At 64.4% G+C, this 22,724-nt stretch carries 21 protein-coding genes, 1 pseudogene and 1 riboswitch; of the genes and pseudogenes, 15 read left to right on the top strand and 7 right to left on the bottom strand.

Features of this window, described 5'->3' with window-relative positions; genetic code table 11:
• Nucleotides 1-190: 190 nt before the first annotated feature.
• Nucleotides 191-1,345, top strand: coding sequence for a UDP-galactopyranose mutase (gene glf, locus ACFFJK_RS18305; protein ID WP_379681027.1), 1,155 nt, complete (start codon nucleotides 191-193; stop codon nucleotides 1,343-1,345).
• An 87-nt stretch (nucleotides 1,346-1,432) separates the two neighbouring features.
• On the opposite strand, the gene ribB is transcribed toward glf, so the two are convergent.
• The 4 genes from ribB to ACFFJK_RS18285 form a co-directional block, all read right to left on the bottom strand.
• Nucleotides 1,433-2,074, bottom strand: a complete 642-nt coding sequence (gene ribB / locus ACFFJK_RS18300; RefSeq protein WP_379681026.1) for a 3,4-dihydroxy-2-butanone-4-phosphate synthase — start codon at nucleotides 2,072-2,074, stop codon at nucleotides 1,433-1,435.
• A gap of 106 nt (nucleotides 2,075-2,180) precedes the next feature.
• A riboswitch (FMN riboswitch) is annotated at nucleotides 2,181-2,324 on the bottom strand.
• Between the two features lie 71 nt (nucleotides 2,325-2,395).
• Nucleotides 2,396-2,809 carry a lactoylglutathione lyase gene (gene gloA, locus ACFFJK_RS18295; RefSeq protein ID WP_379681025.1) on the bottom strand — a complete coding sequence of 138 codons (414 nt, stop codon included), beginning with the start codon at nucleotides 2,807-2,809 and terminating at the stop codon, nucleotides 2,396-2,398.
• A gap of 145 nt (nucleotides 2,810-2,954) precedes the next feature.
• Entirely contained in the window at nucleotides 2,955-3,386 is a 432-nt protein-coding gene (locus ACFFJK_RS18290) for an OsmC family protein (RefSeq protein WP_379681024.1), read from the bottom strand.
• A 9-nt stretch (nucleotides 3,387-3,395) separates the two neighbouring features.
• The gene (locus tag ACFFJK_RS18285; RefSeq protein ID WP_379681023.1) at nucleotides 3,396-3,722 is read right to left on the bottom strand and encodes a hypothetical protein; all 327 of its coding nucleotides are present in this window, start codon (nucleotides 3,720-3,722) and stop codon (nucleotides 3,396-3,398) included.
• Nucleotides 3,723-4,068: 346 nt separating this feature from the next.
• On the opposite strand from ACFFJK_RS18285, the gene ACFFJK_RS18280 reads away from it, so the two are divergent.
• From ACFFJK_RS18280 to ACFFJK_RS18270, 3 genes are all read left to right on the top strand, one after another.
• Nucleotides 4,069-4,980 carry an NAD kinase gene (locus ACFFJK_RS18280; RefSeq protein ID WP_379681022.1) on the top strand — a complete coding sequence of 304 codons (912 nt, stop codon included), beginning with the start codon at nucleotides 4,069-4,071 and terminating at the stop codon, nucleotides 4,978-4,980.
• A 54-nt stretch (nucleotides 4,981-5,034) separates the two neighbouring features.
• Nucleotides 5,035-6,699, top strand: a complete 1,665-nt coding sequence (gene recN, locus ACFFJK_RS18275; RefSeq protein ID WP_379681020.1) for a DNA repair protein RecN — start codon at nucleotides 5,035-5,037, stop codon at nucleotides 6,697-6,699.
• Nucleotides 6,700-6,832: 133 nt separating this feature from the next.
• Nucleotides 6,833-7,207, top strand: a complete 375-nt coding sequence (locus ACFFJK_RS18270) for an energy transducer TonB (RefSeq protein WP_379681019.1) — start codon at nucleotides 6,833-6,835, stop codon at nucleotides 7,205-7,207.
• Nucleotides 7,208-7,279: 72 nt separating this feature from the next.
• On the opposite strand, the gene ACFFJK_RS18265 is transcribed toward ACFFJK_RS18270, so the two are convergent.
• Entirely contained in the window at nucleotides 7,280-7,885 is a 606-nt protein-coding gene (locus tag ACFFJK_RS18265) for a YidC/Oxa1 family membrane protein insertase (protein ID WP_379681018.1), read from the bottom strand.
• A gap of 240 nt (nucleotides 7,886-8,125) precedes the next feature.
• Here ACFFJK_RS18265 and ACFFJK_RS18260 point away from each other — a divergent pair, with 240 nt between their 5' ends.
• The 7 genes from ACFFJK_RS18260 (at nucleotide 8,126) to ACFFJK_RS18230 (ending at nucleotide 15,302) form a co-directional block, all read left to right on the top strand.
• Nucleotides 8,126-8,554, top strand: coding sequence for an organic hydroperoxide resistance protein (locus tag ACFFJK_RS18260; protein WP_379681016.1), 429 nt, complete (start codon nucleotides 8,126-8,128; stop codon nucleotides 8,552-8,554).
• Nucleotides 8,555-8,668: 114 nt separating this feature from the next.
• Entirely contained in the window at nucleotides 8,669-9,781 is a 1,113-nt protein-coding gene (hemH, locus tag ACFFJK_RS18255; protein ID WP_379681014.1) for a ferrochelatase, read from the top strand.
• Nucleotides 9,782-10,201: 420 nt separating this feature from the next.
• A complete protein-coding gene (gene grpE, locus ACFFJK_RS18250) occupies nucleotides 10,202-10,786 on the top strand; it encodes a nucleotide exchange factor GrpE (protein WP_379681013.1) in 585 nt (194 codons plus the stop codon).
• A gap of 113 nt (nucleotides 10,787-10,899) precedes the next feature.
• On the top strand, nucleotides 10,900-12,843 hold the full coding sequence (dnaK, locus tag ACFFJK_RS18245; protein WP_379681011.1) for a molecular chaperone DnaK: 1,944 nt from the start codon (nucleotides 10,900-10,902) through the stop codon (nucleotides 12,841-12,843).
• A gap of 154 nt (nucleotides 12,844-12,997) precedes the next feature.
• Nucleotides 12,998-14,125 carry a molecular chaperone DnaJ gene (dnaJ, locus tag ACFFJK_RS18240; protein ID WP_379681009.1) on the top strand — a complete coding sequence of 376 codons (1,128 nt, stop codon included), beginning with the start codon at nucleotides 12,998-13,000 and terminating at the stop codon, nucleotides 14,123-14,125.
• 135 nt (nucleotides 14,126-14,260) lie between these two features.
• Nucleotides 14,261-14,956, top strand: coding sequence for a carbonate dehydratase (can, locus tag ACFFJK_RS18235; protein WP_379681007.1), 696 nt, complete (start codon nucleotides 14,261-14,263; stop codon nucleotides 14,954-14,956).
• Complete coding sequence (locus ACFFJK_RS18230; RefSeq protein WP_379681006.1) at nucleotides 14,934-15,302, top strand: nucleotide pyrophosphohydrolase; 369 nt, start codon at nucleotides 14,934-14,936, stop codon at nucleotides 15,300-15,302. Before can ends, ACFFJK_RS18230 begins: the two co-directional genes overlap by 23 nt.
• Nucleotides 15,303-15,325: 23 nt before the next feature.
• Here ACFFJK_RS18230 and ACFFJK_RS18225 read toward each other — a convergent pair.
• Nucleotides 15,326-15,510: pseudogene (locus tag ACFFJK_RS18225) on the bottom strand (aldehyde dehydrogenase family protein); the annotation flags it as partial.
• 132 nt (nucleotides 15,511-15,642) lie between these two features.
• On the opposite strand from ACFFJK_RS18225, the gene ACFFJK_RS18220 reads away from it, so the two are divergent.
• The 4 genes from ACFFJK_RS18220 (at nucleotide 15,643) to ACFFJK_RS18205 (ending at nucleotide 21,104) form a co-directional block, all read left to right on the top strand.
• Nucleotides 15,643-17,034 (top strand): S41 family peptidase, encoded by a 1,392-nt coding sequence (locus tag ACFFJK_RS18220; RefSeq protein WP_379681005.1) that lies wholly within the window; start codon nucleotides 15,643-15,645, stop codon nucleotides 17,032-17,034.
• A 315-nt stretch (nucleotides 17,035-17,349) separates the two neighbouring features.
• The gene (locus ACFFJK_RS18215; protein ID WP_379681004.1) at nucleotides 17,350-18,111 is read left to right on the top strand and encodes a gamma-glutamyl-gamma-aminobutyrate hydrolase family protein; all 762 of its coding nucleotides are present in this window, start codon (nucleotides 17,350-17,352) and stop codon (nucleotides 18,109-18,111) included.
• 135 nt (nucleotides 18,112-18,246) lie between these two features.
• Nucleotides 18,247-19,617: a glutamine synthetase family protein gene (locus tag ACFFJK_RS18210; protein WP_379681003.1), complete on the top strand. Its 1,371-nt coding sequence runs from the start codon at nucleotides 18,247-18,249 to the stop codon at nucleotides 19,615-19,617.
• A 32-nt stretch (nucleotides 19,618-19,649) separates the two neighbouring features.
• Nucleotides 19,650-21,104 (top strand): aspartate aminotransferase family protein, encoded by a 1,455-nt coding sequence (locus tag ACFFJK_RS18205; protein WP_379681002.1) that lies wholly within the window; start codon nucleotides 19,650-19,652, stop codon nucleotides 21,102-21,104.
• 79 nt (nucleotides 21,105-21,183) lie between these two features.
• Here ACFFJK_RS18205 and ACFFJK_RS18200 read toward each other — a convergent pair whose 3' ends face one another.
• Entirely contained in the window at nucleotides 21,184-22,644 is a 1,461-nt protein-coding gene (locus ACFFJK_RS18200; RefSeq protein ID WP_379681001.1) for a high affinity choline transporter 1, read from the bottom strand.
• Nucleotides 22,645-22,724 lie beyond the last annotated feature (80 nt).

The following is a 22,724-nucleotide window of genomic DNA, read 5'->3' as shown; positions in this document are numbered from 1 at the left end:
GTTTTTGAGAACATTGCTAAGTCGTTGATTCTTGGACCGAATAGTTGACGCACGACAAGTCGCGCCAGGGCGGATTTTTTTGCAAAACTGATAAACTGATAACGTTTGCGCTCCCAATACAGGTAGGGCGGAAGAGTCCGCCTGCCGCTGGCGCCCCGAAGTCAGGTTTTCTTATCCAAGGATAAACAACATGCAAAAGAATATCGCGATTGTCGGTGCCGGCTTCTCCGGAGCCGTCATTGCCAATCAGCTTGCAAAGGCGGGCTACACCGTCGAGATCTTCGAATCGCGCCCGCACATTGCGGGCAATTGCCACTCGGAGCGCGATGCCGAGACCGGCGTCATGGTGCACATCTATGGTCCGCACATCTTCCACACCGACATCGAGCGCGTCTGGGAATACGTGAACCGCTACAGCCGCTTCATGCCCTACGTGAACCGGGTCAAGGCCATCACCAACAACAGCGTCTACACGCTGCCGATCAACCTGCTCACCATCAACCAGTTCTTCGGCAAGACCTTCCGTCCGGCCGAAGCCCAGGCGTTCCTGGCTTCGCTGGGCGACAAGTCGATCGAGAACCCGGTGACGTTCGAGGACCAGGCGCTGCGTTTCGTCGGCCGCGAGCTGTACGAAGCCTTCTTCAAGACCTACACCGTCAAGCAGTGGGGCATGCAGCCGACCGAGCTGCCGGCGAGCATCCTCAAGCGCCTGCCGGTGCGCTTCAACTACGACGACAATTATTTCGCCCACAAGTACCAGGGCATGCCGGAAGACGGCTACACGGCGCTGGTCGAGAAGATCATCGACGTGCCGGGCATCACCGTGCACCTGAACACCCGGTTCGACCCGGCCCAGAAGGGCGACTATGCCCACGTGTTCTACAGCGGCCCGATCGACGCCTGGTTCAACCATGCCGAAGGCCGCCTGCCGTACCGCACGCTCGATTTCGAAGTCTTCCGCGACACCGGCGACTACCAGGGCAATGCCGTCATCAATTACTGCGACGACAGCCAGCCCTACACCCGCATCACCGAGCACAAGCATTTCTCGCCGTGGGAAAAGCACGAGAAGACCCTGATGTACAAGGAATACAGCCGCCAGTGCGAAGAGAAGGACATCCCGTACTACCCGATCCGCCAGGCGCGCGACAAGCAGCAGCTCGAGCGCTACGTGAACGTGGCGCGCGAGGAGCCGAACGTGACCTTTGTCGGCCGTCTCGGCACCTACCGCTACCTCGACATGGACGTGACCATCAACGAAGCCTTGATGACCGCGGATAAATTCCTCGAATGTGCCAAGGGCAACGAGCGCATGCCGGCGTTCGTGATCGACCCGATGGCGTAAGCAAACACTGCCGCTGGCGGCTGGTCGCCATGTTTTTCGCAGGGTGGCGGGCTCCGCCGGCCACCCTGCGCACCCCACTCTCCTGCGTTAGCGGCGACGCCACGCAATCATCTCCGCAATCGTCAGGATCGGGAAGCCGTGCAAGGCGGCGAACTGCTCGATCTGCTCCCCGCGCATCATCGTCCCGTCGGGGTTCATCAGCTCGCACAACACCGCAGCCGGCTGCAGCCCGGCCATGATCGCCAGGTCGACCGAACCTTCGGTATGACCGGCGCGCGCCAGCACGCCGCCCGGCGTGGCGCGCAGCGGGAACACGTGGCCCGGCCGCACCAGGTCTTCCGGTTTGGCATCCGGCGCGATCGCCGCGCGGATCGTGGTGACGCGGTCGGCCGCCGAGACGCCGGTGGTGACGCCATGGCGCGCCTCGATCGAGACCGTGAACGGCGTGCCGTAGCGGCTGCCGTTGTCGGCCGCCATCGGCGGCAGCTCGAGCGCGCGCACCTTGTCGGCGGATAGGCACAGGCACACGATGCCGCTGCACTCGCGAATCAACAGGGCCATCGTCTCGACGCTGAGTTTTTCGGCAGCGACGATCAGGTCGGCCTCGTTCTCGCGGTCGAAATCGTCGAGCAGGATGACGGGAAGGCCAAGACGCATGGCATCCAGGGCGGCGGCGATGCGGCCTTCCAGGTCGGTGCTGTGGAGGGAATAAGGTGTGGTGACGAACATGTGAGACGCTCCTCGCAAAAGTTGGCGAAAAACGCATCAGGGCAAAGCGGATACGCACGCCCTCCCTGCTATTGCGGGAGCAATGGCAGGAAAAGCGCGTGGCAGCGCACATCTTCTTTCATCCGGACTATACCGTCGGCCCTGGCTTCTCACCAGGTCTGCTGACCCTGCTCACGCAGGCGCTCGCGGGCTCGACCCCTTGCAGGGTCATACCGCCGGTGGGGAATTGCACCCCGCCCCGAAGACGTATTGATTGTTGCCTGGCAATCCAGGCGCATCGATTCTAGCAGCGCCTGGCGAAGTCTGCCGGAGGGGAGGGGATCAGCTGCTCAGCCCGGCGCCGGCCGCATCGTCCTTGCGCTCGATGAGCTCGACCTTGTAGCCGTCCGGGTCGGTGATGAAGGCGATCACGGTGCTGCCGCCCTTGACCGGGCCCGGCTCGCGGGTGATGTTGCCCCCAAGGGTGCGCACCTGGTCGCAGGTCGCGTAGATGTCTTCGGTGGAGAGGGCGATGTGGCCGTAGGCCGTGCCCATGTCGTAGCTGTCGACGCCGTAGTTGTAGGTCAGCTCGAGTTCGGCGTGGTCCGGGTTGCTGCCATAGCCGAGGAAGGCCAGCTTGTACTTGTATTCGGGGTTGTCGCTGGTGCGCAGCAGTTTCATGCCGAGCACGTTGGTGTAGAAATCGATGGAGCGCTGCAGGTCGCCGACCCGGAGCATGGTGTGCAGGATGCGCATTGAGTGTCCTTCTGGTGAAACGGAAAGCGGTCATTCTATGCGCTGGCGCCTGATCTTGCAGGGCAGTACCCAACGCGAAGCGGCTGTGCATCCGCATAGTGAACTGGTGGGCGGCGTTGGAGCCGCCCACCCTACGAAAAGCGCCTCAGTTCTCCAGGCGCGAGCTCATCGTGATGTCGGCGTTGAGCAGCTTCGAGACCGGGCAGTTTTCCTTGGCGGTGTTGGCCGCCTTGTCGAAGGCTTCCTGGCTGGCGCCCGGGATCTTCGCCACCAGGTCGAGGTGCACGGCGGTGATCGAGAAGCCGCCCTCGACCTTTTCCATCGAGACGGTTGCCGTGGTGCGCAGCTCCTGTGCCGTCAGGCCGGCCTGGCCCAGCTGGCCGGACAGGGCCATCGTGAAGCAGCCGGCATGGGCCGCGCCGATCAGCTCTTCCGGGTTGGTGCCGGGGCCGTCCTCGAAGCGGGTATTGAAACCGTACTGCGCTTCCTTGAGCACGCCGCTGGCGGTCGAGACCGCACCCTTGCCGTCCTTCAGGCCGCCGCTCCAGACGGCGCTGCCGTTGCGTTTGATGGTCATGGTCTTTCCTTACAGGTTGTTTTTGTCCGACTCGTCATTGGTCGTGTCGTGCCGGCGCATGGAACGGTGGGCGTCGGGCTGGGGATTGGCTTGCCCGGTCGCGTCCGGCGCCGGCTCGACCGCCCGGTCGATGTCGCCTTCGCCATTGGTGCCGTACATGTCGGTGTTGACCAGGCCCTGGGCCAGGTCTTCGGCGGCTTGCGCGATGACGCCACGCGGTTCCTGGTCCTGCGCATCCGGGCTCTCGTCGCGCTCGTGCGGCTGGCGCTTGACGTTGTCGCCTTCTTCGATCGGTGCCTTCGTGTTCACGAAGCGGTCTTTGGTTTCGGTAACCATCTCGTTCTCCTCGCATGAAGCTGTTGATGGAATCCTAACCGTGCCTCGCCGAAGCAGTCGCGCAATTGGCTCCCCCGTCATAGTTAATGCTTTTTTGCAATTAAACTATTAACATTGCGGTTGGGTTAACTATTGGAACCTCAGTGAGCACCGCACCCGATGCGCCTGAACGCGGCAGATCATGGCAAGCAGCCTGGTGCGGGTGAGCTGAACCTTGCGGCCCGGTGCGCCTCGCCGTTATACTGTTTATTTGTACAGTAATTGCTGAGCGCGCGCAGGGCCCATCTGTAGCAACCGCAGGGATAATCGGTTAATCTCCATCCTCCTCACCCATACGTCCGATACCATGCCTGTGACGCCCCAAACGCAACCCATCATCGCGCTCGTGGTGCGGCAGAACACCGCCGGCATCGAGGAGCCCGTCCGGCGCCTCGTCGATTTCCTGTCCGGGGCCGGCTACCGCGTCGTGTTCGAAGCCGACACCGCCGCTTACCTGGGCGAGGTGGGCGTCGGCGGCATCGAGGCATTGAGCGTGGCCGAGATCGGCGAACGCGCCAGCTACGCCGTCGTCATGGGCGGCGACGGCACCATGCTCGGCATCGCGCGCCAGCTCGCCAAATACGATATTCCGCTCATCGGCATCAACTCGGGCCGCCTCGGTTTCATTACCGACATTCCGCTCGACAGCATGGTTCCGGCGCTGGACGAAATCCTGCAGGGCAAGGCGCAAGCCGAGGAGCGCACGCTGCTGGCGGCGCGCGTGATGCGCGACGGCGTCGAGATCTTCTGCAGCGTCGCCTTCAACGACGTGGTGGTGGCGCGCGGCACCGGCGCCGGCATGGTCGAGCTCAAGCTTAACGTGGACGGCGAATTCATGTACAACCAGCGCGCCGACGGCCTGATCGTCTCGACGCCCACCGGCTCGACCGCCTATGCGCTGTCGGCCGGCGGCCCGCTGCTGCACCCGCGCCTGCAGGGCATCGTGCTGGTGCCGATCGCGCCGCACGCGCTGTCGAACCGGCCGATCGTGGTGCCGGAATCGAGCGAGATCGTCGTCGAACTGGTGGCCGGGCGCGACATCAGCGTCAATTTCGACATGCAGACCTTCACCAGCCTGCAGCTGGGCGACTGCATCGTCATCTCGCGTTCGCCGCACACGATCACCTTCCTGCATCCGCGCGGCTGGAGCTATTACCATACGCTGCGCGAAAAGCTGCACTGGAACGAATACCCGACCAACGAAGGCAAGCTTACCTAGGCAACGTCAGCCAAGGCAAGCAAACAACAGCCACGACAGGAGACCCGATTTTTCATGCTGCGCACACTTACCATCCGTGATTTCGTCATTGTCGACGCCATCGAGCTCGAGTTCTCGAACGGCTTCACGGTGTTCACCGGCGAGACCGGCGCCGGCAAGTCGATCCTGATCGATGCGCTGCAACTGGCGCTGGGCGGGCGCGGCGACGCGAGCATGGTGCGCGAAGGCGCGGCCAAGGCCGACATCACCGCCGATTTCGCGGTGACCGAGGCAGCCGGCGCCTGGCTCGCGCAGAACGAGTTCAGCAGCGACGAAGGCGGCGCGCTGCTGCGCCGCGTGATCGACAATGCCGGCCGTTCGAAAGCCTACATCAACGGCATCAGCGCCACCGCCGCCCAGCTGCGCGAGCTGGGCGACATGCTGGTGGACATCCACGGCCAGCACGCGCACCAGTCGCTGCTCAAGCTCGACGCCCAGCGCGCGCTGCTCGACAACCAGATCGCCGTGCGCGATCCTGCCGCCCTCGAGGAAGTGCAGGCCGTGGCGCTTGCCTACAAGGCCTGGAAGGCACTGGTGCGCCAGCGCGAGGAATTCGAGAACGACGCGCGCAACGTGCTGCTCGAGCGCGAACGCCTGGAGTGGCAGGTGAGCGAGCTCGACAAGCTGGCGCCGAAGGCCGGCGAATGGACCGAGATCAGCAACGAGCACAGCCGCCTGTCGCACGCGGCCAGCCTGCTCGAAGGCGCCCAGGAAGCGCTGCAGGCCATTTCCGAGGCCGACCAGCCGATCCTGTCGCAGCTGTCTTCGCTGAACACGAAGCTGGGCAAGCTGGTGAGCGTGGACGCGGAACTGCAGGCGGTGCTCGACTGCATGGAGCCGGCCCGCATCCAGCTGCAGGAAGCGGTGTACGCCCTGAACAACTACATCGACAAGGTCGAGCTCGACCCGGCCCGCCTGCGCGAAGTCGACGCGCGCATGGAAGCGCTGCACAGCGCCGCGCGCAAGTACCACGTCACGCCCGAGGAGCTGCACGAGGAGCACGCCACGCTGGCGGCCCGGCTGAAGCAGCTGAGCGATGCCAGCGACATCGAAGGCCTGCGCAAGCAGGAAGAAAAGGCGAAGGCGGCCTACCTGGACGTGGCCAGGAAGCTCTCGAGGCGGCGCGCCGCGGCAGCCGTCGAGCTGGGCAAGGGCGTCACGAGCGCGATGCAGGAACTGAGCATGAGCGGCGGCAGCTTCGCCGTGGCCCTGAACGAAGGCGAGCCGGGCGCGCACGGGCTGGAGCAGGTCGAGTTCCTGGTGGCCGGCCACGCTGGCGTGGCGCCGCGGCCGCTGGCCAAGGTGGCCTCGGGCGGCGAACTGGCGCGCATCTCGCTGGCGATCGCCGTCATCACCGCCCACGCCACCACCACGCCGACCCTGATCTTCGACGAAGTCGACACCGGCATCGGCGGCGGCGTGGCCGAGGTGGTGGGGCGCCTCCTGAGGCGCCTCGGGCAGCAGCGCCAGGTGCTGTGCGTGACCCACCTGCCGCAGGTGGCGAGCCAGGCCAACCAGCACTTCCAGGTGGCCAAGGGCACGACCGGCGAGGGCCGCACGGTCTCGCGCATCGACGTGCTCGACAACCGGGCGCGCGTGGAAGAGGTGGCGCGCATGCTGGGCGGGATCGAGATTACCGAGACGACGCGCAAGCATGCACGGGAGTTGCTGGCGTCGTAAGGGCAGGCCGCGGCGCAATGCCAGTCATGTCGCCTTTCGGCCCTTACGAACCGGCCCACATCATGCCGTGCGGTTAGACAATTTTGTCTAATAGTCTCGATAATGCATTTCCACTTTTAAAACAGGAAATGCGATGATGCGCCGTCTTTCAAGCTTGTCCCTGATGCCGACGATCCTGGCAACCTTTGCCGGTTGCATGGCCCCATCCGTGGCGCTCGCCGACAACGCCGCCACGCCAGCGGCCATCGTGTTCGGCAGCTGCCCCCAGAAACCGGCCTGGCCCGAAGCGGCCCTGCAGGAAAAGCGCCAGGGTGCGGTAGTTCTCGCTTTCGAGGTCGATGCCGACAGCAGCGTGCTGGAGGCGAAGGTCAAGCGCAGCAGCGGACACCCCGACCTGGACGAAGCCGCCCGCGTTGGACTTGCCAAATGCCGGTTCAAGGCTGCAACGCAGAACGGTAGCCCGGTTCGCGGCTGGGCTGAACTGACGTACAGGTGGACGCTCGAGTAGCCTGGTTCGCGGCCGGCAGCGACGCCGGCGATACCGGCCCATGGTTCCGCCCCCGCCGGCCCATGCTGCGGTTCAGGCGGGCGTGATGCGTGCGAGGCGACGTTCCTCGACATGCAGCACGACGTTCTGCACGATACTTGCACACGCCGACACCGCCCAATACAGGCCGACGCCTGCCGCCACCTTCCACAGGATGAAGGCGGTCACCGCGACCTGCACGATCATCATGACCATCGCCATGTCGGCCGCCATCGACGGCGAGTAATAGGTCGCAATGGCGGTCAGCAGCAGCACGATGCCGGTCAGCACGACGTCGGGCGAGGCCAGGTTCCTCATCCACAGGAAGGCGCCCGTGCTGGCGGTCGTGATGGCCCGGTACAGCAGGCCGAATACCGGTAACTGGACCAGCGCGCCCAGCAGGCTGGAGCGGTCGAACATGCGCGCACCGTTTTCCTTGTACAGTGCCGAGATCGCCGCAAACATCGCCTTCGGGTCCGCCGCATGACGCGCCCTGATCGCGTCGACCTGCGGCTGCAGGGCTTTGATCTTTTTCTGGTTCGACAGCATCCGGCGCGCCAGGTGCAGGGTGAGCGGGAACAGGGCCAGGCGTACCATGAGGGCCAGGGCCAGGATGGTCCAGCCCATGTTTCCGCCGAACAGGGTTGCAAGCTGTGTCATGGCAGACGCCAGGAAGTCGTTCATGTCCTTCTCTCGTTGACAAAGTGATAGTGAACAAGATTCTACCGGGAGATTCCTTTAGGTAAATCCAGACTTTTTCGATGACTTACTTCGGTTTTCCAGAAGGATTGACGCAGACTGCGTGGCAGGCCGGCGCCAGGTGCCTGGACGCTCCTACCGGGCGCTGAAAGGGCCACCTATCTGCCACAATCTCTGCCCAACCATCACACGGAGGATCGCATGAGCATCGACAAAGTACTGTACCGCGCCCAGGCCACATCGCAGGGCGGCCGCGAAGGGAGCTCGAAAAGCTCCGACGGCGTGCTGAATGTCCAGCTGAGCACCCCGAAGGAACTCGGCGGCGGCGGCGGTCCCGGTACCAATCCCGAGCAGCTGTTCGCAGCAGGCTACTCGGCCTGCTTCCTCGGCGCCCTCAAGTTCGTGGCCAGCAAGGAGAACGTGACGCTGCCGCAAGATCTCACCGTCAGCGGCGACGTCGGCATCGGCCCGATTCCGACCGGCTTCGGCATCGAAGTCGACCTCACCATCCACGGTCCCGGCATGGACCCGGCCCAGCTGAAGGAGCTGGTGGACAAGGCCCACATCGTCTGCCCCTACTCGAACGCCACCCGCAACAACATCGACGTGCGCCTCAACACGACGACCTGAGCGGCCACCTGGGGCGGCCTGACCCGTCGCCTGACCCGCTGTCGTACGCCGCGCAGGTGCGCGGCGCCGGGACGCCAATCTATAATACGGGCGTCCCTTCCACCTTCCTTGCCCATGCCATTCAGAAAAGAACCGCCTTTCACCCACGGCACCGTGCCCGGCAGCGCCATCGTCCTGGTCAACCTCGGCACGCCCGACGAGCCGACCCGCAAGGCCGTCCGCCGCTACCTGAAGCAGTTCCTTTCCGATCCGCGCGTGGTGGAGATCCCGGCCAGGGTCTGGTGGTTCATCCTGCACCTGTTCATCCTGCCGTTCCGTTCCGGCCAGTCGGCCGCGAAGTACCGCACCATCTGGACGAAGGAGGGCTCGCCGCTGAAGGTGCATACCGCAAAGCAGGCCGCGCTGCTCGACAAGACCTTGCTCGAGCGCGGCCACGAAGGCGTGAAGGTGGTGATGGCGATGCGCTACGGCTCGCCCTCGCTGCCCGAGGTGCTCGACCGCCTCAAGGAAGCGCACGTCGAACGCATCGTGGTGCTGCCGGCCTATCCGCAATACTCGGGCACCACCACGGCCTCGGTCTGGGACGCCGTCTACCAGCATTTCGCGCGCGTGCGCAACGTCCCCGAGCTGCGCCTAGTGAAGCATTATCACGACCATGAAGGCTACATCAATGCGCTGCGCGAGCAGGTCGAAAGCTACTGGGAAGCCCATGGCCGCGGCCAGAAGCTGGTGATGAGCTTCCACGGCGTGCCCAAGCGTACCCTGCTGCTGGGCGACCCGTATTTCTGCGAATGCCACAAGACGGCGCGCCTGCTGGCGGCCGCGCTGGGCATGGGCGCCGACGAGTACATCGTCACCTTCCAGTCGCGCTTCGGCAAGGCCGAGTGGCTGCAGCCCTACACCGCCCCGACCGTGCAGGCCCTGGCACGCGAAGGATTGCAGCGCATCGACGTGATCTGCCCCGGTTTCACCAGCGACTGCCTGGAAACCCTGGAAGAGATCAACATGGAAGTGCGGCATGACTTCGAGGCGGCCGGCGGCAAGGAATACCATTACATCCCCTGCCTGAACGAGTCGCCGGCCTGGATCACGGGCCTGGCCGAGATCGCCGAGCAGCACCTGATCGGCTGGCCGACCATCCTCACGCCGGCCCAGAAGGCCGCGCAGCGGCGCGACATCCAGGTCGGCGCCCAGCATGCGGCGCAGCTAGGGGCCGAAGCGCACTGAGCACACTGAGCACACCGAGCGTGCTGAGCGCCCGCAAGGCCCGGCTGCGGCCGGCGTCTTGCCGACCTGTTAAAATGAACGGTTCGTCAGGGCGTTGCGCCGATTCCCGCGTAGCACAGCCACGCCATCACCGCGAGGGTGTAGAGCACGACTGCGCCGCTGATCAGTTGTAGTCTCATGATGTCTGTTCCCGTGTGGCGCGGTATTTACCGCAATCTTGTCGAGAAGGTTAAAACTTTTCGGCGGGAAATGATTCAGGGAAACAGTAAGACTTGTAACAAATGATTTCCTACCAATTTTCTCGATGGCACTTCACTAATTCCCCTTGAAAATGTAGGAGATCGCCCCATCTGGGGGGCTGTGTGTCAGGCAGGACACGTTGCCAATTCAGCCAAGTCCTTGATTCTAGGAGTTTTTTCGATGCAAGACCAAGAAAACCAAGAGGTGTCCCAGCAGGCGCAAGCCGACGCCACCGCCGCAGCCGAGGCTGCGCAGGCAAGTGCTGGCCAAGCTGGCGTGCCGCCAAACGGAGCACCGGCCGCCGAGTCGGACCTGGAAGCGCAACTGAGCGCGACCGAGGCCAAGCTGGCCGAAATGCATGACGCTTTCATGCGCGCCAAGGCCGACGCGGAAAACATCCGCCGGCGTGCCCAGGAAGACGTCACCAAGGCCCACAAGTTCGCCATCGAAAGCTTCGCCGAGGCCATGGTGCCGGTGCGCGACAGCCTGGAAATGGCCTTGAAAGTGGAAACGCAGACGGTCGAAGCGATCCGCGAAGGCGTCGAGATGACGCTCAAGCAGCTGACCGCCGCATTCGAGAAGAACCGACTGGTCGAGGTGATGCCTCAGCCGGGCGAGAAGCTGGACCCGAACAAGCACCAGGCCGTGGCCGTGGTGCCGTCGGAGCAGGAGGCCAATACCGTGGTCACCGTGCTGCAAAAGGGCTACATGATCGCCGACCGCCTGCTGCGTCCGGCCATCGTGACGGCAGCAGCGCCGAAATAAGCAAAAAAGCAGGACGCTGCGGCGCGTGGATCAGTATCCCCTTGAAAGCACGCAGTTTTTCCCAATATTCGAATCCATCCGAAACTACAGTATTTATTTCAAAGGAAAACAACATGGGCAAGATCATCGGTATCGACCTGGGGACCACCAACTCCTGCGTCGCGATCATGGAAAATGGCCAGCCGAAGGTCATCGAAAACGCTGAAGGCGCGCGCACCACGCCGTCGATCATCGCTTACCAGGAAGACGGCGAGATCCTCGTCGGCGCGCCGGCCAAGCGCCAGGCCGTGACCAACCCGAAGAACACGCTGTTCGCCGTGAAGCGCCTGATCGGCCGCAAATTCGCGGAGAAGGAAGTCCAGAAAGACATCTCGTTGATGCCGTACCAGATCATGCAGGCCGACAACGGCGACGCATGGGTCGGCGTGCGCGACAAGAAGCTGGCGCCGCCGCAGATCTCGGCGGAAGTGCTGCGCAAGATGAAGAAGACCGCCGAAGACTACCTCGGCGAAGAAGTGACCGAAGCGGTCATCACCGTGCCGGCCTACTTCAACGACTCGCAGCGCCAGGCGACCAAGGACGCCGGCCGCATCGCGGGCCTGGACGTCAAGCGCATCATCAACGAGCCGACCGCGGCTGCGCTGGCATTCGGCCTGGACAAGACCGACAAGGGCGACCGCAAGATCGCCGTGTATGACCTCGGCGGCGGCACCTTCGACGTGTCGATCATCGAGATTGCCGACGTGGATGGCGAGAAGCAGTTCGAAGTGCTGTCGACCAACGGCGACACCTTCCTGGGCGGCGAAGACTTCGACCAGCGCGTGATCGACTACATCATCGACGAGTTCAAGAAGATCAACGGCCTCGACCTGTCGAAGGACCCGATCGCCCTGCAGCGCATCAAGGCATCGGCCGAGCGCGCGAAGATCGAACTGTCGTCGGCACAGCAGACCGAGATCAACGAGCCGTACATCGCGATGGCGAACGGCGCGCCGGTCCACCTGAACCTGAAGATCACCCGCGCCAAGCTGGAAGCGCTGGTCGAGGAACTGGTCGACCGCACCATCGAGCCGTGCCGTGTGGCGATCAAGGACGCCGGCGTGAAGGTGTCGGACATCGACGACATCATCCTGGTCGGCGGCATGACCCGCATGCCGAAGGTGCAGGAAAAGGTGAGGGAGTTCTTCGGCAAGGATCCGCGCAAGGACGTCAACCCGGACGAGGCCGTCGCTGTCGGCGCCGCGATCCAGGGTTCGGTGCTGTCGGGCGACCGCAAGGACCTGCTGCTGCTGGACGTGACCCCGCTGTCGCTGGGTATCGAAACCCTGGGCGGCGTGATGACCAAGATGATCCACAAGAACACCACGATCCCGACCAAGTTCTCGCAGGTGTTCTCGACCGCCGACGACAACCAGCCGGCCGTGACCATCAAGGTCTACCAGGGCGAGCGTGAAATCGCAGCGGGCAACAAGAGCCTGGGCGAGTTCAACCTCGAAGGCATCCCGCCGGCACCGCGCGGCACCCCGCAGATCGAAGTGACCTTCGACATCGACGCCAACGGCATCCTGCACGTGGGCGCGAAGGACAAGGCCACCGGCAAGGAAAACAAGATCACCATCAAGGCCAACTCGGGCCTGTCGGAAGAAGAAATCCAGAAGATGGTGAAGGATGCCGAGCTGAACGCGGAAGAGGACAAGAAGGTCAAGGAACTGGCCGAAGCCCGCAACCAGGGCGACGCGCTGGTGCACTCGACCCGCAAGTCCCTGACCGAATACGGCGACAAGCTGGACGCCGGCGAGAAGGAGAAGATCGAAGCGGCAATCACCGACCTGGAAGGCGCGCTGAAGTCGGGCGACAAGTCGGACATCGACGCCAAGTCTGCGGCCCTGTCGAGCGCGGCACAGAAGCTGGGCGAGAAGATGTACGCCGACATGCAGGCACAGCAGGCAGGTGCGGCAGGCGGCGCGGCCGGCGGCCAGGCTGCCGGCGGCGAATCCTCGGCACAGCAGGACGACGTCGTGGATGCGGACTTCAAGGAAGTGAAGGACGCGAAGTAATCCCCACCGGGGACGGGCGAGCTGGGTTACACTCGTCCGTTCCCCAGCACGGAACCCGCCGAGCCGCTGCGACCGATTGGTTCCCCGGCTCGGTTTTTTTGCCGCTTTTTCTGCATAACCCGTTTTACCAGACATAACAAGCAAGGTGCCGCCAATGGCAAAGCGTGATTTTTACGAGATCCTCGGGGTCGCGAAGAATGCGTCGGAAGACGACATCAAGAAGGCCTATCGCAAGCTTGCGATGAAATACCACCCGGACCGCAACCCCGACAACAAGGAAGCGGAGGAGAAGTTCAAGGAGGTCAAGGAAGCCTACGAGATGCTGACCAATCCGGAGAAGCGCGAGGCCTACGACCGCTACGGTCATGCCGGCGTGGACCCGAACATGGGCGGCGGCGCGGGCGGCTTCGGTGCCGGCGGTTTCGGCGACGCGTTTGGCGACATCTTCGGCGATATCTTCGGCGGCGGCGGCCGCGGCCGCAGCTCGGGCCCGCAGGTCTACCGTGGCGCCGATTTGCGCTACAACCTCGAAATCACGCTGGAGCAGGCGGCCCACGGCTACGAGACCACGATCCGCGTGCCGAGCTGGGACAAGTGCGACACCTGCCACGGCAGCGGCGCCAAGCCGGGCACCCAGCCGGTCACCTGCACCACCTGTGCCGGCCATGGCCAGGTGCGCATGCAGCAGGGCTTCTTCAGCATCCAGCAGACCTGCCCGAAGTGCCACGGCAGCGGCAAGGTCATCCCGGAACCGTGCGCGGCCTGCGGCGGCGCCGGACGTATCAAGCGCAACAAGACGCTGGAAGTCAAGATCCCGGCCGGCATCGACAACGGTATGCGCATCCGCTCGACCGGCAACGGCGAGCCGGGCACCAACGGCGGACCGGCGGGCGACCTGTATGTGGAGATCCATATCAAGCCGCATCCGGTGTTCCAGCGCGAAGGTGACGACCTGCATTGCGAAATGCCGATCTCGTTCGCCAAGGCCGCGCTGGGTGGCGAGATCGAGGTGCCGACGCTGACCGGCAAGGTGTCGTTCACGGTGCCGGAAGGCACCCAGACCGGCAAGACCTTCCGTCTCAAGGGCAAGGGCATCAAGGGCGTGCGCTCGGGCTACACCGGCGACCTGTTCTGCCACGTGGTCGTCGAGACCCCGGTCAAGCTGACCGAGAAGCAGAAAGACCTGCTGCGCGAGTTCGAACGCTCGACCAACGAGGGTGGTTCCAAGCACAGCCCGCAGAGCAAGGGCTGGATGGACAAGGTCAAGGACTTCTTCGAATAACGAAGGCCACTCGAGAAACCGCTGACGGTGCGAACCGTTGGCGGTTTTTTTTCGCCCTGCGTAGGGTGGTCGGCGGAGCCGACCACCCTACGTTATACTTTCGCCCATTCAGCACGCATCAAACCAGGGAGAACAATGGATAACAAGACGACGGGCGTCACCGCCGAAGACCTCTTCGCACGCAACCGCAAATGGGCCGCATCGATGGTGGCCGAAGACCCGAACTTCTTCAAGGCGCTGTCCGACCAGCAGGCGCCGGAGTACCTGTGGATCGGCTGCTCCGACAGCCGCGTGCCCGCCAACGAACTGCTGGGCATGCTGCCGGGCGAGCTGTTCGTGCACCGGAACATCGCCAACGTGGTCGCCCACTCCGACCTGAACTGCCTGAGCGTGCTGCAGTTCGCGATCGACGTGCTCAAGGTGAAGCACATCATCCTCTGCGGCCACTACGGCTGCTCCGGTGTGGGCGCGGCCCTGACCGGCGCGCGCGTGGGCCTGGCCGACAACTGGCTGGGCCACGTGCGCGACGTGCGCGACAAGCACGGCAAGTACCTCGGCAACGTGGCCGGCCGTGCGGCGGTCAACCGCCTGGTGGAACTGAACGTGGCCGAGCAGGTGATCAACGTGGCGCAGACGACCATCGTGCGCGACGCCTGGGAACGCGGCCAGCCGCTGACCATCCACAGCTGGGTGTACGGCGTGCACGACGGCCTGCTGCGCGACCTCGGCATCACCGTCAGCAGTTTTGAAGAGATCGCGCCCAAGCTGGAGCGTGTGCTGCAGGGCTACATGGACGGGGAACAGGTACGTGACGAGCGCCGCGGACAGTGATCTGGCGCAGTTGCGCGACATCGTCCGCGCCTTCGTGGACGAGCGCGACTGGGACCAGTTCCACACGCCTAAAAACCTTGCCTCGGCCTTGAGCGTCGAGGCGGCCGAGCTATTGGAACACTTCCAGTGGCTGCAGCACGGCCGGCCGGAGGAACTGGGCCCGGATAAACTGGTGCAGGTGCGCCACGAAATGGCCGACGTGCTGGTCTACCTGGTGCGGCTAGCCGACAAGCTCGATGTCGACCTGTTCGCGGCAGTGCAGGAAAAGATGGTGCTCAACCGGGAAAAATATCCGGCGGAGCAGGTGCGCGGGGATGCGCGCAAGTACTACGAGTACAAGAAGTAAGCATCGAACCACCCCGGTTTGGTTCACATCCCACCCAGGCAGATGTACTTCATGACGAGATAATCGTCCATCCCGTACTTCGACCCCTCTCTCCCCATTCCCGACTGCTTCACGCCGCCGAACGGCGCGATCTCGTTCGGGATCAGGCCGGTATTACGCCCACCATGCCGGTCTCGATCTGCTCCGCCACGCGCCACACGCTGCCGAGCAGCTCGCCGGCAGCCGGCGGACACCCGATCGTGCAGCCTGTTCCGCATTTCCTGCCGGCTGTCGCACGTCGCTCCCGGTGGCAAGACCTCGTCCGTAGAATCCCGGCCATCAAGCACAACAAGGAGATTCCATGGTACTTCGCATCATCGCCGCCGCAGCCTTTGCGGCCCTGTCCGGCGCAGGTTTCGCGCAGGACGCCACCCCGGACAAGGCAGCCTTCGAGGCCCGGCTGTTCGACTCGCCCGCGCTCGCCACGCCCTACCGCGAAAACATCAGCGAGGATGAGAAGGTGGCAGGGCTGTCGAAGTTCTGGTCCGAGGTGAAGTACAACTTCGTGTATGTCGACAAGCTCAAGGAACTCGACTGGGACAGGCTTTATCTCGAATACATCCCGAAGGTGCGCGCCACCACCTCCACCGCCGAGTACTACCTCGTGCTGATGGAGCTGTGCGCAAAGCTTCAGGACGGGCATACCAACGTCTATCCGGGCCCCGAGCTGGGCAATGCCATGACACGTCCCCTCCTGACCACGCACCTGGTCGAGGGCAGGGTGCTGGTGCGTGAGGTGTTCGATCCCGCGTTGAAAGCCGGCGGCGTCGTTGCCGGCGCCGAGATCGTCGAGGTCGACGGCGAGCCGGTCGCGGCCTATGCGCAGCGCGAGATCGCGCCTTACGTGAGCGCGTCCACGCCGCAGGACCTGGAGCGCCGCGTGTACGGCTACCAGTTCCTGATGGGCCCGGGCGACAAGGCGCCGCGGGTCACGTTCCGCAATGCCGGCGGCAAGACCTTCACGCTGCCTGCGCGCCGCGTCGACTGGGAGTCCTTCGGCAAGGCGGCGGGTAACAAGCCGCCGTTCGAATTGCGCAAGCTGCCGGGGAACGTGACGTATGTGGCGCTGAACGGTTTCGGCGACAGCAAGGCTGCCGACGCCTTCCTCGCCGCCTTCGACCAGATCGCCTCCAGCGCGGCGCTCATCATCGACGTGCGCAACAACGGCGGCGGCAATTCGCACGAAGGCTACCGCGTGCTGGCCACGCTCACCGACGCACCCTTCGCGACCAGCACCTGGTCGACGCGCCAGTACTTGCCGTCCTACCGCGCATGGAAGCGCCCGATGCCGGATTTCGAAGGAAAGCCCGAGAACTGGCAGCCCGATGGCAAGCGCCATTTCGGCGGTCCGGTCGCGGTCCTGACGTCCGGCGGCACCTATTCGGCCGCGGAAGATTTCATGGTGGCCTATGAGGGGATGAAGCGAGGCCCCATCATCGGCGAAGCCACCGGCGGCAGTACCGGCCAGCCGCTGTTCGTGCAGCTGCCAGGCGGCGGCATGGCACGCATCTGCACCAAGGCCGACACCTATCCGGACGGACGCGCCTGGGTCGGCCATGGCATCCAGCCGACCGTGAAGGTCGTGCCGACCGTGCTCGATGTGCGGCGCGGCCGCGATACGGTGCTGGAAGCGGCGCTGGCCGAACTGAAGCCTGCCTTGAAACCGGCATCGGGCAAGCAAGCACGCAAATAATGCGGAAGGCGCGGCGGCATGCCGTGCCTCACCCGGGGACGCAGGGAGAATAAATTTCTATGGTGAAATAATATTTCATCAATGTTGCTTTCTTGAAAGAATATTTCGCTTGCGCGCGGGCTTACCGTGTTGGCATGGTGCTCGAGTTACCGTTAAGCTTTTGCTATGGAACCCTCGTTCCTTGGCAGATCAGCCGCATTGGCGGCAAGCGGCGCGCTCTTCCCGCGCCACGTTTGATCTGAATCATTGGCCACTCGCGCCCGGACCAGAATGCTCGTATCATGGTTTCGTGCGCTTCACGACAAGGTAGAGACCATGCGCCCCATCGTCATCGTCCCCGCATGCACGCGTGATTTCGGCGAACACCCATATCACGCAGCGCAGCACAAATATGTCGACGCCGTCGTCCTCGGGGCCGACTGCGCGCCCATGATCCTGCCTTCGCTCGGCGAAGCGCTCGATCTTGAAACCATGCTCGCCCTGTGCGACGGCATCATGCTGACCGGCTCGGCCTCGAACGTCCACCCCAGCTACTATTCCGAGGAAGTGCTCGACCCGTCGCTGCCGCAGGACCCGGCGCGCGACCAGACCACGCTGCCCCTGATCCGCGAGGCGGTCAAGCGCGGCATCCCGATCATCGCGATCTGCCGCGGCTTCCAGGAGATGAATGTGGCGCTCGGCGGCAGCCTGCACCAGGCGGTGCAGGCCGTGGCCGGCAAGTTCGACCACCGCGAGAATCCCGAGCTCGGCCTGGACGAGCAGTACGGCGACGCCCACAACGTCACGCTCACGCCGGGCGGCTGCCTCGAGCGCATGCTGGGCGTGCCGACCATCCCGGTGAACTCGCTGCACGGCCAGGGTGTCAACGAACTTGCCCCGGGCCTGACGGTCGAAGCGGTAGCGGAAGATGGCCTGGTCGAAGCCTTCTCGGTCTCCACCGCGCCCGGCTTCACGCTGGCGGTGCAGTGGCACCCGGAGTGGCGCATCCAGCACAATCCGTATTCGATGAAGATGTTCGGCGCCTTCGGCCAGGCCTGCCGCGACTACCAAGCCCAGAAACGACGGAGCACCGCATGAGCGCATCCACCGAATGGGCGTCCCGTCGGTGGGCAACCGGCGCTGTCCCATAGCTTCCCTGCCTGATGCATCCAGCGCGCCGGCCGTGCCGTGCGCGTACGCAGTGCATTTCCGAATCCAGACAGTGAGGCAAACATGGCAATCCGCGAAAATTTTTCTTACACCGACATGGAGGAGTGGCTCGACGCGAAACGGGTCACCGAGATCGAGTGCCTGGTCCCCGACCTGACCGGCGTCGCCCGTGGAAAGATCCTCCCGCGCGTAAAATTCGCCGACGACCGCGGCATGCGCATTCCCGAAGTGGTGCTGGGCATGACCGTCACCGGCAACACCCCCGAGCGCGACGAATCGTACAACCGCGCCATCGCGGTCACCGACCGCGACATGATCCTGAGGGCCGACCCGACCACCATCACCATGGTGCCGTGGGCGGTGGACCCGACCGCGCAGGTGATCCACGACTGCTACTTCGCCGACGGCGCCCTGGTCGACTATGCGCCGCGCAGCGTGCTGCGCCGCGTGCTCAAGCTGTATGCGAAGCAGGGCTGGAAGCCGCTGGTGGCGCCCGAACTGGAGTTCTACCTCACCGCCAAGAACATCGACCCCAACCTGCCGCTGTCCTCGCCGGTCGGGCGCAGCGGCCGCGCCGAGACCAGCCGCCAGGTGTACAGCATCGACGCGGTGAACGAATTCGACCCGCTGTTCGAGGACATCTACGACTACTGCGAGCTGATGAACCTCGACGTGGATACGCTCATCCACGAGATCGGCGCCGGCCAGATGGAGATCAACTTCCAGCACGGCGACCCGCTCGGGCTGGCCGACAAGGTCTTCTACTTCAAGCGCACCCTGCGCGAGGCCGCGCTCAAGCACGAGATGTATGCCACCTTCATGGCCAAGCCGATGGCGGACGAGCCGGGTTCGGCCATGCACGTGCACCAGAGCGTGGTGGACGCCGAGACCGGCCGCAACATCTTCAGCAACCCGGACGGCACCCCGGCGCCGATCTTCCGCCACTACATCGGCGGCCTGCAGCGCTACATGCCGTCGGCGATGGCCATCGTCGCACCCTACGTGAACTCCTACCGCCGCATCGTGCGCCACACGGCGGCGCCGATCAACCTGCAGTGGGGCCAGGACAACCGCACGGTGGGCTTCCGGGTGCCGGTGTCGGGCTCGCAGGACCGGCGCGTCGAGAACCGCGTGATCGGCGCCGACGCCAACCCCTACCTGGCGCTGGCCGTCACGCTGGCCTGCGGCTACCTGGGCATGCTCGATGCGATCGAGCCGAGCGCGATGGTCGAAGGCAGCGCCTACGACATGCCGGTCGAGCTGCCGCAGGGCCTGTCCGAGGCCATCACGCTGTTGCGGCGCGAAGAGCGCTTGCGCGACATCCTGGGCGAGCGCTTCATCGACGTGTACTCTGCGGTGAAGGACCTCGAGCATCAGGAATTCATGCGCGTCATCAGCCCGTGGGAGCGCGAGCACCTGCTCCTGCACGTCTGATCGGTTGGGTCCACACACAATGGGAGCCAGCCATGACCACCAATACGAAGATCGCTTCGCTGCGCATCAGCGCGCCCGAGGCGCCGGAAAGCTTTGATACCCAGGCCCTGCAGCAGCTGGATTCGGCACACTTCCTGCACCCGTTCACCGACCACGCCGCGCTGAGGGAGCGCGGCGCGCGGGTGATCGTGCGCGGCGACGGCATCTACCTGTGGGATTCGGAAGGCAAAAAAATCATCGACGGCATGGCCGGCCTGTGGTGCGTGAACGCCGGCTACGGCCGCGCCAGCATCGCCGACGCAGTGCACGCCCAGATGCTGCAACTGCCGTTCTATAACAGCTTCTTCAATACCACCAATGTGCCGGCGGTGAAGCTGGCCGCGCTGCTGGCGGGCCTCGCCCCGCAGAACGGGCCGAACGCGTTCCAGCACGTGTTCTTTACCGGCAGCGGCTCGGAGGCGAACGACACCATCGTGCGCATGGTGCGGCGCTACTGGCAACTGGCCGGGCAGCCGGAGCGCCAGGTGATCATCAGCCGCCGCAACGCCTACCACGGCTCTACCCTCGCCGGAGCCTCGCTGGGCGGCATGCCCGGCATGCATGCGCAGGGCGGGCTGCCGATTCCCGGCATCGATCACATCGGCCAGCCGAACTACGCCGAAGGCGGCCGCGGCATGAGCGAAGCGCAATTCGGGCTGCTTGCTGCCGGCTGGCTGGAAGCGAAAATCCTGGAACTGGGGCCGGAAAACGTGGCGGCCTTCATCGGCGAACCGGTACAGGGCGCGGGCGGCGTCATCATCCCGCCCTCGACCTACTGGCCCGAGGTCCAGCGCATCTGCGACAAGTACGACATCCTGCTCGTGTCGGACGAAGTCATCTGCGGCTTCGGGCGGCTGGGCACTTGGTTCGGCTGCGAGCTGATGGGTTTTACCCCCGACCTGATCGCTTTCGCAAAAGGCGTCACCTCCGGCTACGTGCCGCTGGGCGGGGTGCTGGTGGGCGGACGCGTGGCGCACCAGCTCATCGAGAAGGGCGGCGACTTCAACCACGGTTTCACGTACTCCGGCCACCCGTCGGCCTGTGCGGCGGCGCTGGAGAACATCCGCATCCTGCAAGCAGAACGCCTGGTGGAACGGGTGGCGCTGGAGACCGGGCCGCACCTGAAGGCGCGCTTCGCCTCGCTGGTGGCGCATCCGCTGGTCGGGCATGCCGAAACCTGCGGCCTGGCGGCCGGGCTGAACCTGGTGCGGCGCAAGGGCGCGACCGTGCATGACTGCGAGCCGTTCGACTCGGCGCATGCGGTGGGGATGCTGTGCCGGAAGCACATGTTCGACAACGGCGTCATCATGCGCGCCGTGGGCGACCGCATGATCGTGGCCCCGCCGCTGTCGATCACGACCACGCAGATCGACGAGATGGTGGAGCGTATTCAGTACTGCCTGGATTTGACGCTGGAAGAGGTGGTGGGGAAGGGGTGGATGGCGTAAGCGCTGGTGATGCGCCGGCAAAATTGGGGGGAACGATGCCACTGGCATTGTTCCCCCAATTTAGTAGCTCAGTGTCAGCTCAGGCGCTTGCCACGATATGCTTCACCGGCTCGCCGCCATCCTTGATAAGCTGCGGCGCCAGCGAGCCCACGAACATGCCCGCGAAGGCCGCCAGCAGCCCGGCGAGCTGGCCCGGGAAGTGCTCGCCCCAGGTCGTCACGCCTTCGAAGAACAGCACCCAGGTGGCGACGCCCATTGCGATCGACACGATCGCGCCCTGCGTCGTGGCGCGCTTCCAGTACAGGCCCATCAGCAGCGGCACGAAGGCGCCGACCAGGGTCACCTGGTAGGCACCCGACACCAGTTCGTAGATCGAGGTGCCTTCCATCAGGATCGCATACGTCAGCACCAGGGCCGCGAAGATCACGATGGTCAGGCGCATCGCGGCCAGCTTCTGCCGGTCGCCCATGCCGGGTTTCAGGTTCTGCAGGATGTTCTCCACGAAGCTGGTCGACGGCGCCAGCAGGGTCGCCGACGAGGTGCTCTTGATCGCCGACAGCAGGGCGCCGAAGAACAGGATCTGCATGACCAGGGGCATCTTGGTCATGATGAAGGTCGGCAGCAGGCGCTGGTAGTCGTTCTGGGCGAGTTCCATGGCGGAATTGCCCATCACGACGACGGCCGCGGCGACGATGAACATCGGCACGAAGGCGAACAAGATGTAGCTGGCGCCGCCGATCACCGCGCCGGTGCGCGCGGTCGGGGCGTCCTTGGCCGACATCACGCGCTGGAACACGTCCTGCTGCGGGATGGAGCCGAACATCATGGTGACGGCCGCGCCGATGAAGAAGGCGATGTCGGTAAAGCTCGGCTCCGGCAGCACGCGCCACAGGTCGGCCTGCTGCGCCATCGCCAGCACCTTGTCGGCGCCGCCGGCCAGGTCGGCGGCGAAGACGGCAATGATGGCCATGCCGACCACCAGCACGATCATCTGGACGAAGTCGGTAATGGCCACGGCCAGGAAGCCGCCCACCACCACGTAGATCAGCACGGTGAGCGTGCCGATGATCATGCCCGTGGCCGGCGTGATCGCGCCGCCGGTCAGCACCGTGAACACCAGGCCCAGCGCCGTGATCTGCGCCGCCACCCAGCCCAGGTAGCTCAGGATGATCGCCACCGAGCAGAAGATCTCGATGCCCTTGCCGTAGCGCTGGCGGTAATAGTCGCCGATGGTGAGCAGGTTGAGCTTATACAGCTTCGAGGCGAAGAACAGGCCGACCAGGATCAGGCACATGCCGGCGCCGAACGGGTCCTCGATGATGGCGTTCAGGCCGCCCTGCACGAACTTGGCCGGCACGCCCATCACGGTCTCGGCGCCGAACCAGGTCGCAAACGTCGTCGTGATCACCATGATCAAGGGCAGGCTGCGGCCGGCCACGGCGAAGTCGCTGGTATTCTTGATCCGCGTGCCCGCCCACATCCCGAGCGCGAGCGTGCCGAGCAGGTAGAGCACGACAAAAATGATCAACGTGGAGTTCATGCGGTAGTGCTCCGGGCAGCAGAAAGTTAGAAGGCGAAATTAACGGGCGGAAAATCCGCGATTATAAAGGCAGAATTCGG

Origin of the sequence: Massilia consociata (genome assembly GCF_042432755.1) — a bacterium.
GTDB classification, from domain to species: Bacteria; Pseudomonadota; Gammaproteobacteria; order Burkholderiales; family Burkholderiaceae_D; genus Telluria; species Telluria consociata.
Note: the sequence above shows the minus strand (reverse complement) of the source record. Positions and strands in the feature narration are given on the sequence as shown.